13 protein-coding genes are annotated in these 12,497 nt (G+C 58.2%); 4 read left to right on the top strand and 9 right to left on the bottom strand.

Annotation, left to right across the window (positions count from 1 at the left end; genetic code table 11):
• Positions 1-3: 3 nt before the first annotated feature.
• Both tsf and rpsB read right to left on the bottom strand, forming a co-directional pair.
• Positions 4-903, bottom strand: a complete 900-nt coding sequence (gene tsf, locus ACYCZ5_RS09730; protein ID WP_461544611.1) for a translation elongation factor Ts — start codon at positions 901-903, stop codon at positions 4-6.
• A gap of 76 nt (positions 904-979) precedes the next feature.
• The gene (gene rpsB / locus ACYCZ5_RS09725) at positions 980-1,708 is read right to left on the bottom strand and encodes a 30S ribosomal protein S2 (RefSeq protein ID WP_461544610.1); all 729 of its coding nucleotides are present in this window, start codon (positions 1,706-1,708) and stop codon (positions 980-982) included.
• A 284-nt stretch (positions 1,709-1,992) separates the two neighbouring features.
• Here rpsB and ACYCZ5_RS09720 point away from each other — a divergent pair, with 284 nt between their 5' ends.
• A complete protein-coding gene (locus ACYCZ5_RS09720) occupies positions 1,993-3,477 on the top strand; it encodes an EAL domain-containing protein (RefSeq protein WP_461544609.1) in 1,485 nt (494 codons plus the stop codon).
• A gap of 3 nt (positions 3,478-3,480) precedes the next feature.
• Here the strand turns inward: ACYCZ5_RS09720 and ACYCZ5_RS09715 are convergent, their stop codons facing one another.
• The 5 genes from ACYCZ5_RS09715 to apbC are packed head-to-tail and all read right to left on the bottom strand — an operon-like array spanning position 3,481 to position 7,697.
• Positions 3,481-4,320, bottom strand: coding sequence for a radical SAM protein (locus ACYCZ5_RS09715; protein ID WP_461544608.1), 840 nt, complete (start codon positions 4,318-4,320; stop codon positions 3,481-3,483).
• Positions 4,317-5,207: a peptidoglycan DD-metalloendopeptidase family protein gene (locus ACYCZ5_RS09710; RefSeq protein ID WP_461544607.1), complete on the bottom strand. Its 891-nt coding sequence runs from the start codon at positions 5,205-5,207 to the stop codon at positions 4,317-4,319. The genes ACYCZ5_RS09715 and ACYCZ5_RS09710 overlap by 4 nt, the downstream gene beginning before the upstream one ends.
• Positions 5,204-5,860: a protein-L-isoaspartate(D-aspartate) O-methyltransferase gene (locus tag ACYCZ5_RS09705; RefSeq protein WP_461544606.1), complete on the bottom strand. Its 657-nt coding sequence runs from the start codon at positions 5,858-5,860 to the stop codon at positions 5,204-5,206. The genes ACYCZ5_RS09710 and ACYCZ5_RS09705 overlap by 4 nt, the downstream gene beginning before the upstream one ends.
• Positions 5,857-6,606 carry a 5'/3'-nucleotidase SurE gene (gene surE, locus ACYCZ5_RS09700; protein WP_461544605.1) on the bottom strand — a complete coding sequence of 250 codons (750 nt, stop codon included), beginning with the start codon at positions 6,604-6,606 and terminating at the stop codon, positions 5,857-5,859. The genes ACYCZ5_RS09705 and surE overlap by 4 nt, the downstream gene beginning before the upstream one ends.
• Positions 6,606-7,697: an iron-sulfur cluster carrier protein ApbC gene (apbC, locus tag ACYCZ5_RS09695; protein WP_461544604.1), complete on the bottom strand. Its 1,092-nt coding sequence runs from the start codon at positions 7,695-7,697 to the stop codon at positions 6,606-6,608. Before apbC ends, surE begins: the two co-directional genes overlap by 1 nt.
• A gap of 218 nt (positions 7,698-7,915) precedes the next feature.
• Between apbC and ACYCZ5_RS09690 the strand changes: the two genes are divergently transcribed.
• Complete coding sequence (locus ACYCZ5_RS09690; protein ID WP_461544603.1) at positions 7,916-8,284, top strand: C40 family peptidase; 369 nt, start codon at positions 7,916-7,918, stop codon at positions 8,282-8,284.
• Here ACYCZ5_RS09690 and mltB read toward each other — a convergent pair whose 3' ends face one another.
• On the bottom strand, positions 8,285-9,238 hold the full coding sequence (gene mltB, locus ACYCZ5_RS09685) for a lytic murein transglycosylase B (RefSeq protein WP_461544602.1): 954 nt from the start codon (positions 9,236-9,238) through the stop codon (positions 8,285-8,287).
• 83 nt (positions 9,239-9,321) lie between these two features.
• Here mltB and trxB point away from each other — a divergent pair, with 83 nt between their 5' ends.
• Positions 9,322-10,278: a thioredoxin-disulfide reductase gene (gene trxB / locus ACYCZ5_RS09680; RefSeq protein WP_461544601.1), complete on the top strand. Its 957-nt coding sequence runs from the start codon at positions 9,322-9,324 to the stop codon at positions 10,276-10,278.
• Positions 10,278-10,832 carry a Smr/MutS family protein gene (locus ACYCZ5_RS09675; protein WP_461544600.1) on the top strand — a complete coding sequence of 185 codons (555 nt, stop codon included), beginning with the start codon at positions 10,278-10,280 and terminating at the stop codon, positions 10,830-10,832. The genes trxB and ACYCZ5_RS09675 overlap by 1 nt, the downstream gene beginning before the upstream one ends.
• Here ACYCZ5_RS09675 and ACYCZ5_RS09670 read toward each other — a convergent pair.
• A complete protein-coding gene (locus ACYCZ5_RS09670; protein WP_461544599.1) occupies positions 10,783-12,483 on the bottom strand; it encodes a diguanylate cyclase domain-containing protein in 1,701 nt (566 codons plus the stop codon). The two genes, ACYCZ5_RS09675 and ACYCZ5_RS09670, sit on opposite strands and share 50 nt — an antisense overlap.
• Between the last annotated feature and the right edge of the window lie 14 nt (positions 12,484-12,497).

Below are 12,497 nucleotides of genomic sequence, written 5' to 3'. Positions count from 1 at the left end.
GGTTCAGCCTTTCAGTGCGGCAGCAGCGGCAGCGACTTCAGCCGCGTAGTCTTCGACCTTCTTCTCGATGCCTTCGCCGACCACGAACATCTGGAAAGCGGTCACCGAAGCACCCTTGCTCTTCAGCAGTTGCTCGATGGTCTGCTTGCCGTCTTCTGCCTTGACGAAAACCTGGCCCATCAGCGTCACTTCCTTGAGGAACTTCTGCACGGTGCCTTCGGCGATCTTTTCCAGCATGGCTTCCGGCTTGCCGGATTCCTTGGCCTTCTCGATAGCGATACGGCGTTCGGTCTCGATGTCTTCCGGATTCACACCGGAGGCATCCACCGACTTCGGCTTGGAAGCTGCGATGTGCATCGCCAGATCCTTGCCCAACGTCTCGTCACCACCTTCGTAGTTGACCATCACACCGATCTTGTTGCCGTGCAGGTAAGTCGCCAGTTGGCCGGTGGTCGTCTCGTAACGCTCTACACGGCGCACGGTCAGGTTCTCACCCAGCTTCATCACCAGCGCTTTGCGGTCTTCTTCCACAGTACCCGCACCGTTCGCCAACTTCATGCCCAGCAGCGCATCGATATCGGCAGGATCGTTCTTCGCCACGGTTTCGGCAACGTTCCTGGCGAATGCCATGAAGTCGTCGTTCTTGCCCACGAAGTCGGTTTCGCAGTTCACTTCAGCTACGGCACCAATCTTGCCATCAGCGGCCAGATAAGAGCCGATCACGCCTTCAGCTGTGACGCGCGATGCGGCCTTGCTGGCCTTGGCACCGCTCTTGATGCGCAGCAACTCTTCAGCCGCCTTGGCATCGCCGTTCGTCTCTACCAGTGCCTTCTTGCACTCCATCATGCCGAGACCGGTGGCCTCGCGCAGTTCTTTAACCATGCTTGCGGTGATTTCCGCCATGTCACACTCCTAATTTTTCAACAGAATTCAGCTTACAAAAAAGGGGGCTTGCGCCCCCTTGTTACGGAGAGGCCGCTTAAGCAGCTTCTTTTTCCGCGATCTGTTCGACCAGATCGGTGGTTGCTTGTTCGCGACCTTCCAGGATCGCATCGGCCACGCCGCGTGCGTACAGGCGGATCGCCTGGCTGGAGTCGTCGTTACCCGGGATCACGAAGTCCACGCCGAGCGGGCTATGGTTGGTATCGACCACGCCGATGACAGGAATACCCAGCTTGATCGCTTCTGTGACGGTACCCTTCTGGTATCCGACGTCGATCACGAAGATCGCGGAAGGCAGGCCCTGCATATCCTTGATACCGCCCAGGCTGCGCTCCAGCTTTTCCAGTTCGCGACGGAACATCAGACCTTCTTTCTTGGAGACCTTGTCGATGCTGCCGTCTTCGATCATGGCTTCCAGTTCTTTCAGGCGCTTGATCGACAGTTGCACGGTCTTGAAGTTGGTGAGCATGCCGCCCAACCAGCGATAGTCGACATAAGGAGAACCCGCGCGCTGCGCTTCTTCGCGGATGATCTCGCGCGCCTGACGCTTGGTCGCCACGAACAGGACGTTGCCCTTCTTCGATGCGATCTTGCGTACTTCATTCAGCGCGTCGTTGAACATCACGACGGTCTTTTCCAGGTTGACGATATGGATCTTGTTGCGATGACCGAAGATATAAGGGGCCATCTTGGGATTCCAGAAACGTGTCTGGTGACCGAAATGGACACCCGCTTCCAGCATTTGACGCATAGTGACTGCTGCCATGATTTACTCCAACGTTAAGGGTTAAGTTCTTCCACTCGCCAGCCTGATCCCGTAAGGACACCCCAACATGAACGAGTGTGTGAATTCCCATCCACCGGCGGTTGCCGGATAAACGGGGCGCGCATTGTAACCGAACTCCCCTGCCAACTCAAGCTGTTGGGACACTTCCATGCCTCATCAAAGATGCCGCCCTCAAGCTTCTCGACCCGAACGGGTGCGGCTTGGGCCGACTTGGTGCCATAATCGGCCACGACGAACATCAACGCATCACAAGGGAGCGCTTGATGCAGAAACGGACGCTGTTCCGAACCATACGAAACTATGTCGCCGCTCTGGCTGTGGTCGCCACCGCGTCCGCCCTTGTGTTCGCCATCTCCTTCACCGAATCCAACCTGCCATGGACAGCATTCCTGACCGGCGTACTGGTCGCCGCAATTCTGGCCGAAGCTGTACGTGCCTCACGCTCGGAATGGTTGCTGATGCGCCGCACAGCACAACTTGCCGCCCTCAAAAGCAAGCTGGAGCGCGAGACACTGCTGCGCAAGCACGCCGATCAAAAGAACGCCACCGACCGTCCCCGCCTGCAACTCATGAACGAATCCCTGTCGAGCATGGTCGCGCTGTTCGATACCAAAGGCCAATGCCATTACCATAATCGTGCTTTCCATGATTGGCTGGGCATGCGCCCCGAACAGATAGACGGCCACCATATTCGCGAGATACTCGGCCCCAAGGTCAGCGCAGAGATCGCCACTGCGGTGCGACAGTCACTGGATGGGCAGGAGGTCCGCTACGAGCGCACACAGGCAATGCAGAACGGCGCGCTCTATCACCTGTCGGTAACCCACGTTCCGCAATACGACGAGGCTGGAAAAATCAATGGTTTCTACTTTCTGGCGGATGACATCACCGGCCGCAGCGATCTGACCCCGGTTCAAGCGCCTCCCAACGAACAGCCCACCGCCGGGGATGAGTCTCAAGCGGGGCAGGAACTATACATAGACGCATTTTCGGAACAGATCACCGGCCAAAAGAATGCCGGTAAACGCATCATCACCGCCATCGAGCATGGCGAGTTTCGCCTTTACTGCCAGTTGATCGCCCCGCTCCCACTCAACAGCGGTGGAGCCGAACACTACGAGATCCTTATCCGCCTGCAGGAAGAAGAAGAAGGTCTGCTGCCGCCCGGCGCATTCTTTCCGCTGGCAGAACGGCACGGCCTGATGCCCTATCTGGATCGCTGGGTAATCCAGCATGTGCTGGCATGGTCGGCCAGCCACAGTCGTAAAGACTCGATGTTCTTCATCAACCTCGCCGCTGCCACGCTGGGTGATCCGGAATTCCCGGAGTTCCTGAGAACCCTGTTACAGGAATATGAAGCGGCAGCAGGCAGCCTGTGTTTTGAAGTGACTGATGCCGAACTGACACAGCGCGGAGAGAATGCGGCTGAATTCATCCGGCAGGTCAGAGCTTGCGGTTGCCGGGTCGCCTTGAGCGGTTTCGGGCGAGACAACGTCTCGTTCGACCGCATACGCGGCTTCCAAGTGGACTTCATCAAGATCGATGGCAGCCTCATCCTTGGTCTGCTGCGCGACCCGGTCAATCTTGCCAAGGTCAGCTCCATCGACCGTGTGGCAAAGAAGATCGGCGTGCGCACCGTGGCAGAACTGGTGGAAAGCGATGAACTTATCGCCAAACTGAATGAATTGGGTATCGACTACGCACAAGGCTTCGGCATCTCCCGCCCGCGCGCACTTGAAGAACAATAAGTTTCAGACCGACACTTTTACGGCCAGCCCCAGACTCCGGATACGCGCCGCAAAGGCTTCCATCTGCTGCGCGGACAATGCCGACAGACGCGGCGCTTCTGCTTGCAAGGAGGGACGTGCCAGACCGTATAGCAGCACACCCTGCAGGTGGATGCCCAGCCTCGCACAAGACGACAGCATATCCAGATAGTCATCCTCATCCTTCTTGTCGGGCGCCGCACCATCCAATGCGAACCAGCAAGTCTGCAACCAGGTATCGGGACAGCAACTGACGGCGGTTGCCAGATTCTTGAGCACCGCATCCATCTGTGACTTCGTATCGTTCACGCGTAGCATGCCCGGCTCGCTGGCACGATCCAGTTTGAACCAAACTTCGCCATTGAGTTGCGCCATACGGCGCAGTCCCTGCTGCGCGGTGTCACGCTGCATCAGACTGCCGTTGGTGATCAGCACCAGCTTGAGATCGGCGGGCTTCAGCCTGCCGATGAGTTCGATGACTTGGGGGAATTCAAGCGCGCTGGTCGGCTCGCCATTACCGGAGAGGGCAATGTCATTGATACGCCGCATCTCGGGCGGTACGCGCTGCATGAAATCGCCATGCTGCAACTCATGCAAGAATCCGCTCAACTCCTGCTCCAGCAATGCCAGATCGACAGTTGGTGCAGCGCCCAGCTTCAGGTCCGGAACCTGGCAATAGATACAACGCCAATTACATGCATTATTGGTATTGAGATTGATGCCGATGGAAACGCCGCCCGCGCGGCGAGACACGACCGGGTAGACATAGCGCAGACCGGCACTGGCCCGGTCATGGTCGTTCACGTTAAGGGCTTTTTCGCTCAAGACTTCATCAGCGGCAAATACTTGGCAGGATCGACCGGCTTGCCCATGCGACGGATCTCGAAATGCAGCTTGACCTGATCGGTATCAGTGCTGCCCATCTCGGCGATCTTCTGTCCCTTGCGCACGCTTTGGCCTTCTTTCACCAGCAGACGGTCGTTATGGGCATAGGCGCTGAGGAAGGTGGTGTTGTGCTTGATGATGACCAGCTTGCCATAGCCGCGCAGGCCGCTGCCGCTATACACGACCTTTCCTGAAGCGCTGGCGAGTATGGGTTGACCTTGCGCACCGGCGATGTCCACACCTTTGCGGTTGGCGCTCTTCGCATAACCGGCGATGACCTTGCCGCGTGTCGGCATCCCCCACTCCACCCCTTCCTCAACCACAGTCGGCGCTGGTGCCAAACTAGCGACAGATGTTGCGGAAGGATCGTCATCCTGCATGTGTTGCGCTTTGGCCAAAGCTTGCGCCGAATACAGCAAGCGTCCTACCTTGGGCTGATTTTTGACCTCGCCCGCACGCGGGATGCGCATAGCGACCGGAACAGACACTTCGGAGACCACTTCCTCGGCGGGAACGATCAAACGCAGTCTCTGCCCCACTTGGATGGCAGTAGGATCCTTGAGACCATTCTGTTGCGCCACTTCCATGTAATCCAGTCCGTTCAGGAAGGCGATGCTGTACAAAGTGTCGCCCGCCTGTACAACATAGATCGTGGTGGTCTCTGCCGGTTTTTCAGCAGCATAAGGAACAGGACCTGCGCCATATTCCACGATGGGCGCGCGTTTGCCACTGGCTGCCGGACCTGCACAGGCGCTCAGCAGTGACGCCGCCAGCAAGGCGATGAGGATCGGAGTCGTATGTCGTGTTTTAGAAATGAGGCCAGTCATGCTATCCCTGCCAGGAGCGGTACGAATTTCACCGCCTCCAGACGTGTCTCCTTGAAACCGCTTTCGGTACGCTCGACCAGATAAAGATATTGCTCCTGCGTACCGACCGGCAGCACCATTCTACCACCCACCGCCAGCTGCGCTTTCAACGACTCGGACAATGCCGGTGCGGCACAAGCCATGATGATGCCCTCGAACGGCGCACCTTCAGTCAATCCGCTCGTACCATCCGCATGACGCAACACGACATTCCTGATCTTCAATTCGCGCAGCAGTTTGCGCGCGCGTTCGTGCAGGGGCAGGATGCGTTCCACGCTGTAAACCTGTTGCGCGACCTGTGCCAGCACAGCCGCCTGATAACCGCAGCCGGTACCGACCTCCAACACTTTGCCCAGTTGCTTGCCGTTACGCAGCACCTCGGTCATGCGCGCAACGATGTAGGGCTGCGAGATGGTCTGTCCGTAGTTGATCGGCAACGAGACGTCGTCATAGGCACGGCCTGCCAGCGCCTCGTCCACGAACAGGTGGCGCGGCACATTGTTCATCGCCGCCAGCACGGTCTCGTCGCGGATGCCTTGGGCACGCAAACGCTCGATCATGCGCGCGCGCGTGCGCGGCGAGGTCATGCCGATACCCGCGTGCTGCAAGTTCATGCACCAGTCCCCATCCAGGTGCGCACCGCATCAAGTTGGCTGTACTGGGTCAGATCGATCTGCAAAGGTGTGATGGAAACACGGGCATTGTTTATCGCGTGGAAATCCGTGCCCTCGCCCGCGTCCTGCGCCTTGCCCGCAGGCCCGACCCAATAGATCGGCTGTCCGTGCGGATTGCTGGCTTTGACCACCGGCTCGGCTTTGTGGCGTTTGCCCAAACGAGTCACTTCCATGCCTTGCAATTGCGCGTAGGGGATATCCGGCACGTTCACATTGAGCAGCCACGGGTGCGGCTGGCTCTCACGCATGAAGCGCTGCACCAACTCGACCGCGACCCTGCCTGCCGTATCGAAATATTCAGGATCATGTTTTGCCATGGAAATGGCGATCGCCGGAATCCCCAACAGGAAGCCCTCCGTTGCCGCAGCCACCGTACCCGAATAGATGGTGTCGTCACCCATGTTCGCCCCGGCGTTGATGCCGGAAACGATGATGTCCGGTTGCACATCCAGCATGCCGGTCACAGCGAGGTGCACGCAGTCGGTCGGCGTACCGTCCACATAATGGAAACCATTGGCCGCACGACGCAGATTGAGCGGCCGATTGAGCGTGAGCGAATTACTGGCCCCGCTACGGTCGCGCTCGGGCGCCACCACGGTCACTTCTGCGATGGCGGAAAGGTGTTGCGCCAGACAAGCCAGCCCCGGCGCGAAATAGCCGTCGTCGTTACTGATCAGAATGCGCATCAGGTGTTCTGGACAACTATCTTCGGGAACGCCGCGCTATGGTCCTGCGCCATGTCGGCGATCTTCACCGCCACGCGACGTGCGATCTGTTTGTACACCTTGGCGATGCTGCCGTCCGGATCGGACACAACAGTGGGTTCGCCGGAATCGGTCTGTTCTCGGATGCGGATGTCCAGCGGCAGGCTGCCGAGGAATTCGGTGTTGTAGTCGGCGCACATCTTTTCGCCGCCGCCGGCACCGAAGATATGCTCCTCGTGGCCGCACTTCGAGCAGATATGCGTGCTCATGTTCTCCACGATGCCGATGATCTTGACATCGACCTTCTCGAACATCTTGAGCCCCTTGCGCGCGTCCATCAGCGCGATGTCCTGCGGCGTGGTGACGATCACCGCACCGGTGACAGGTACTTTCTGCGCCAGTGTGAGCTGGATGTCGCCGGTGCCGGGTGGCAGGTCGATCACCAGATAATCCAGATTGTCCCACTTGGTCTGGTGCAGCAACTGGTCCAACGCCTGCGTCACCATCGGACCGCGCCAGATCATCGGTGTATCAGCGTCTATCAGGAAGCCGATCGACATCACTTGCAGACCGTGATTGATGAGCGGCTTCATGGTCTTGCCGTCTTCGGAATCCGGGTTGCCGCTCAGCCCCAGCATGGTGGGTTGTGAAGGTCCGTAGATATCCGCATCCAGCATGCCGACGCGGGCGCCTTCGGCGGCCAGCGCCAGCGCCAGATTCACAGCAGTGGTGCTCTTGCCCACGCCGCCTTTGCCGGAAGCTACCGCGATGATGTTCTTCACACCGTCCACCAGCTTCACGCCACGCTGCACCGCGTGCGGCACAACTTTGCTGCTGACACTGGCTTCGATCTTGCCTGCACCGGCCAAGGCAGTCTTCAGATGAGTCTCGACCTGTGCCTTGATCTCGCTCCACACACTCTGCGCCGGATATCCGAGCAGGATGTCCAGCGTCACATCGCTACCGCTGACCTTGACGTTCTTGACGGATTTTCCGCTGACGAAATCCTTTTTGGTATTGGGATCGATCAGGCTCTTCAGTGCATTCTGTACATCGATTTCGGAAAAACTCATCGCGCGCTCCAGTTGATTGATGCCCAGATTCTACTTGAGAAGACGGTTCCACGGGCCCCGGTTTTGCAGCCCGTCAGCCGCTTGGGCCGCATGCCTATATAATCCCCCCAACTCTCGGGATGTCCGCCATGCAAAAATTGTCCTTACTACTTCTGCTTACCCTCGTGACCGCCTGCGCTTCTGCACCTGCGCAAATCGGCAGCGCGCGCAATGATCAAATGAACGACCTGGTGATGTATGCCATGAGTCTGGCCGAGACACCCTACCAATATGGCGGCAGCAGTGCGCGCAGCGGATTCGATTGCAGCGGCTATGTCGGCCATGTGTACCGGGAAGTACTGGATATCCAACTCCCCCGCACGACCAAAGCGATCAGCGGTGTCGGCGAGCCCTTGCGGCAAAGCGACTTGCGCCCCGGCGATCTGGTGTTCTTCGACACCATGCGCCGCCCCTACTCGCATGTAGGCATCTACGTCGGCGAAAGGAAGTTCGTGCATGCGCCCAAGACCGGCAGCCGCATCCGGGTGGAGAGCATGGAACTCAACTACTGGAGATCGCGCTACAACGGCGCCCGCCGCGTGTATTGATCAGGGCTGGGACGCGCGCAACGCCTCTGCCAGTTGGTGTACCGACATCGCGTAATAGCTGCTGATGTTGTAGCGCATGATGACGTCGAAGTTCTCGAAAACCAGCCAGTATTCCTTGCCGTTCTCCAGCGTCAGATCCAGCAGCCAGGCCGGTGGCAAGATGTCTTTCTCCCCACCTTCAAATGACACACCCGCATCGGTCGTCCATCCCTTGACCGGCCTCGCCACCAGCAGATCGCCCAGCTTGCTTGCTTCAGCGACACGCACCTGGGTGGCGACCGGTTCGCTGCTACGCCAGCCGTAGTGCTTGAAGTAGTTCGCCACACTGCCTATGGCATCAGCCGGTTCATGCAGAATATCCACTTGGCCGTTACCGTTGTAGTCCAGCGCATATTTGCGATAGTTGCTCGGCATGAACTGCGGAATGCCCAGCGCCCCGGCGTATGAAGAATTGATCGCCAGCAGATTGAAATCCTGCTCGCTAGACAACAGAAGGAACTCTTCCAGCTCAGCCCGGAAATACGGCGCACGACGCGGGAAATCGAACGCAAGTGTCGTCAGTGCATCCAGTGTGCGGAACCGACCGGTCTGTTTGCCGTACATGGTCTCCACGCCGATGATGGCGACGATGTATTCGGCTGGCACGCCGAACTGGCGCTGCGCGCGATTCAGATAAGTCTCGTTTTTCTTCCAGAACTTGAGACCGTCCTTGATGCGTTGCGAATTGACGAAATTGGCGCGGTATTCGGCCCAAGGCTTCAGGGTGGCAGGTTTCTCTATCGCCTCGATCACGTCCGGACGGCGCTCGGCCCGGCGGAACACGCGTTCCAGATCGGCGCGCTTGAAATGGTGGCGCTCCACCATTTCATCTATGAATTGGGGGATGCCGGGCAATTGGGCCGCGAAGGCAGGTTGACTCGACAACAACAGGAAAAACAGGCTGATCAATCTCATGGCCGAGCATTTTACTCGACAGCCCTCCCCCCTACTGTTAAATTTCCCCCGTTCTTCATTACTGACAAACCCACATAAAAATCATGGAAAAAACCACCCAACACCATCCGCTCCTCATCCTCGGCTCCGGCCCGGCCGGTTACACCGCCGCCGTGTATGCCGCACGCGCCAACCTGAACCCGGTGCTGATCACCGGCATGGCTCAGGGCGGACAACTGATGACGACCACTGAAGTGGACAACTGGCCGGCCGATCCGAACGGCGTGCAAGGCCCCGAATTGATGCAGCGTTTCCAGCAACATGCCGAGCGTTTCAACACGCAGATCATCTTCGACCATATCCACACCGCGCAACTGCAACAGAAGCCGTTCACGCTGAGCGGCGATGCGGGAACCTACACCTGCGACGCACTGATAATCTGCACCGGCGCCTCGGCGCAATATCTCGGCCTGCCTTCGGAAGAGGCATTCATGGGCAAGGGCGTGTCCGGTTGCGCCACCTGCGACGGTTTCTTCTACCGCAACAAACCGGTGGCTGTGGTCGGCGGCGGCAACACTGCCGTGGAAGAAGCGTTGTATCTGGCCAACATCGCCAGCCATGTCACGCTGATCCACCGCCGCGACAGCTTCCGCGCCGAACGCATCATGATCGACCACCTGATGGAAAAAGTGAAAGAAGGCAAGATCACACTGCAACTGCATCAGGTGCTGGACGAAGTGCTGGGTGACGACAATGGTGTCACCGGCGCACGCCTGAAGAACGTGCAGGACGGCAGCACACAGGACATCACCGTGGACGGCGTATTCATCGCCATCGGCCACAAGCCGAATACCGACCTATTCACCGGACAACTGGAGATGGACAACGGTTACATCGTCACCAAGGGCGGAAACAAAGGGAATGCAACAGGTACCAGCATAGCCGGCGTATTCGCTGCCGGCGATGTGCAGGACCAGATCTACCGTCAGGCATGCACCAGCGCAGCGACCGGCTGCATGGCCGCTCTGGATGCGGACAAATACCTGCAAGCTATGGGCTGATGAAAGATACGCCGGAACAGGATGAACACTTGTTCCGGCAACTGCTGGACGACGTGACGCCACTCAAACCCAGTGACCGTCGCATCCCCTCTCCCGCTCCCCGCAAACCGCGCCCGCAAAACCGCCTTCCCGAAACAGAAGTCGCCGACACGCTCTCCGATCATGGCGCGGGCGATGTTGCGCCCGTTGAATACCTGAGCAACGGACTGAACCGCATGACGCTGCGCAAACTGCGTCGCGGCGAATGGCCGGTGCAGGATGAGCTCGATCTGCATGGTTTGAACAGTGATGAAGCGAGAAGACTGCTGACAACGTTCCTGCATCAGGCGACTCAGCAAGGCTTGCGCTGCGTGAACGTGATCCACGGCAAAGGCTGGCATAGCAAACAAGGGGAAGGCTTGCTGAAACGCCTGGCCCGGCACTGGCTGATCCAGCACCCGCTGGTGCTGGCGTTCTGCGATGCGCCGATGAATGCCGGCGGCAGCGGCGCGGTGCGGGTGTTACTTAAATCAGCTGGCCGTGAAAGCGGTAATGGTTCTTCCCCGCCTGCTTGACCTCGTACATCGCCGCGTCGGCGAACTTCTTCAAGCTGTCGCTTTCGCCCGCATCGTCCGGGTAGATACTGATACCGATACTGGTACCGATGTTCACCGTATAGCCTTCGATCTCGAATGGTTCGCAGATCGAGGCAATGATCTTTTGGGCCACCTGCGCAGCATCTTCAGACTTGTTGATCGCAGACATCACGACGACGAATTCATCCCCTCCCAGTCGCGACACCATATCTGTCTCGCGGACACATCTCTTCAGGCGAATGGATACTTCCCGTAGAAGCATATCGCCCGCATGGTGGCCCAAGGTATCGTTCACGCCCTTGAATCCATCCAGATCGAGGAACAGCAAAGCCATCTTGTTGCGGTTGCGTTTGGCGGTCAGCATGGACTGTTCGATGTGCTGGTTCAGCAAAGTTCGATTGGGCAGATCGGTCAGGGCATCAAAATGCGCCAACTGCTGTATCCGCTCGAAGGAAGCCCTGCGCTCGGTGATGTCCGTGAACAATGCGATGTAATTTGTGATCTCGCCCTGCTCGTTCTTCACTACGGCGATCGACAACCACTTCGGGTAGACCTCGCCACTCTTGCGCCGATCCATCACCTCGCCTTGCCATGCACCGGTCGACAGCAGGGTATCCCACATCTCCTGGTAGAACTCCGGACCCTGCTCGCCCGATTTCAGGATGCGCGGATTCTTGCCTATCACCTCTTCGGCCGCATATCCCGTGATCTGGGTGAAGGCGCGGTTCACCTGCATGATGTTGTTGTGCACATCCGTGATCACGATGGCCTCTGCACTGCTCACGAACACTTCAGCCGCCAGCCTGAGTTGTTCCTGGCCCTGCTTCACCTGTTCCACGCTCTTCTCCAGACTGTCCGCCAGCGCATTGAAGGCATTCGCCATCTTGCCGATCTCATCACGCGATTTGATATCCACGCGACGTGACAGGTCTCCGTCCTCCTGTATGGCGGACATGACATGCTGCAACTTCTTCAGCGGATCGGTGAAGGAACGGATGAGCACATCGATCATGAAGAACAACACGAGCTGCAACAACAGCTGCCCTATCCACAGCCAAGCATCGATCGAACGGATAAGCTCGAATTCCTCGGTCAGATCCAGCACGATGCTTGCCGCACCATTCACCGTTCCATCCGGCACATGGTGACAGCTCAGACAATCCGTCCCTTTGAAGTTGTGACTGGCGATGAAGGGAAAAACTGCGCGCAATGACTGCTTCTCGGCATCGCGACGCTCAAAATAGGGTTTCCCAGTCTGCAACACGCGCCGGTCGATCTCGTCCCGCACCCGCTCCTCGGGCAGTCCGGGACCGAACTGACGGTCTACCAATTCGGAACGGATGATGCGCAATTCGCGTATGCCGCGCGACTGGCTCATCTTGTCGATGAACAGCATACGGTTCGCCGGATCGGATATCTGGCCGGTCAGCATCAGCATGTTCATGCCGTTGATGATGCCGTCGGCCGTCTCCTCGGCTCGCACCTGAGCAGACTGCAGGATCTTGGCTTCGAAGCTGGCCATCAGCCAGCGTTGGGTGAAAACGAGGATGATGAGCAGCCCTACCTGGATCAGCAGGGAGAGCTTGAGCCGCATGCTCAAGCCATACCACCAGTTTCTGATCATCGTCATCAGCTCACGTCCGC

It is taken from the genome of Sideroxydans sp. (assembly GCF_054604835.1).
This window is presented reverse-complemented; position numbering and strand designations above follow the sequence as displayed.

Coding starts and splice junctions, on each gene's coding strand:
- tsf (WP_461544611.1), bottom strand. CDS start 903: ATGGCGGAAATCACCGCAAGCATGGTTAAAGAACTGCGCGAGGCCACC.
- surE (WP_461544605.1), bottom strand. CDS start 6,606: ATGCGCATTCTGATCAGTAACGACGACGGCTATTTCGCGCCGGGGCTG.
- apbC (WP_461544604.1), bottom strand. CDS start 7,697: ATGAGTTTTTCCGAAATCGATGTACAGAATGCACTGAAGAGCCTGATC.
- ACYCZ5_RS09690 (WP_461544603.1), top strand. CDS start 7,916: ATGAACGACCTGGTGATGTATGCCATGAGTCTGGCCGAGACACCCTAC.
- mltB (WP_461544602.1), bottom strand. CDS start 9,238: ATGAGATTGATCAGCCTGTTTTTCCTGTTGTTGTCGAGTCAACCTGCC.
- ACYCZ5_RS09710 (WP_461544607.1), bottom strand. CDS start 5,207: ATGACTGGCCTCATTTCTAAAACACGACATACGACTCCGATCCTCATC.
- ACYCZ5_RS09675 (WP_461544600.1), top strand. CDS start 10,278: ATGAAAGATACGCCGGAACAGGATGAACACTTGTTCCGGCAACTGCTG.
- trxB (WP_461544601.1), top strand. CDS start 9,322: ATGGAAAAAACCACCCAACACCATCCGCTCCTCATCCTCGGCTCCGGC.
- rpsB (WP_461544610.1), bottom strand. CDS start 1,708: ATGGCAGCAGTCACTATGCGTCAAATGCTGGAAGCGGGTGTCCATTTC.
- ACYCZ5_RS09720 (WP_461544609.1), top strand. CDS start 1,993: ATGCAGAAACGGACGCTGTTCCGAACCATACGAAACTATGTCGCCGCT.
- ACYCZ5_RS09670 (WP_461544599.1), bottom strand. CDS start 12,483: ATGACGATGATCAGAAACTGGTGGTATGGCTTGAGCATGCGGCTCAAG.
- ACYCZ5_RS09705 (WP_461544606.1), bottom strand. CDS start 5,860: ATGAACTTGCAGCACGCGGGTATCGGCATGACCTCGCCGCGCACGCGC.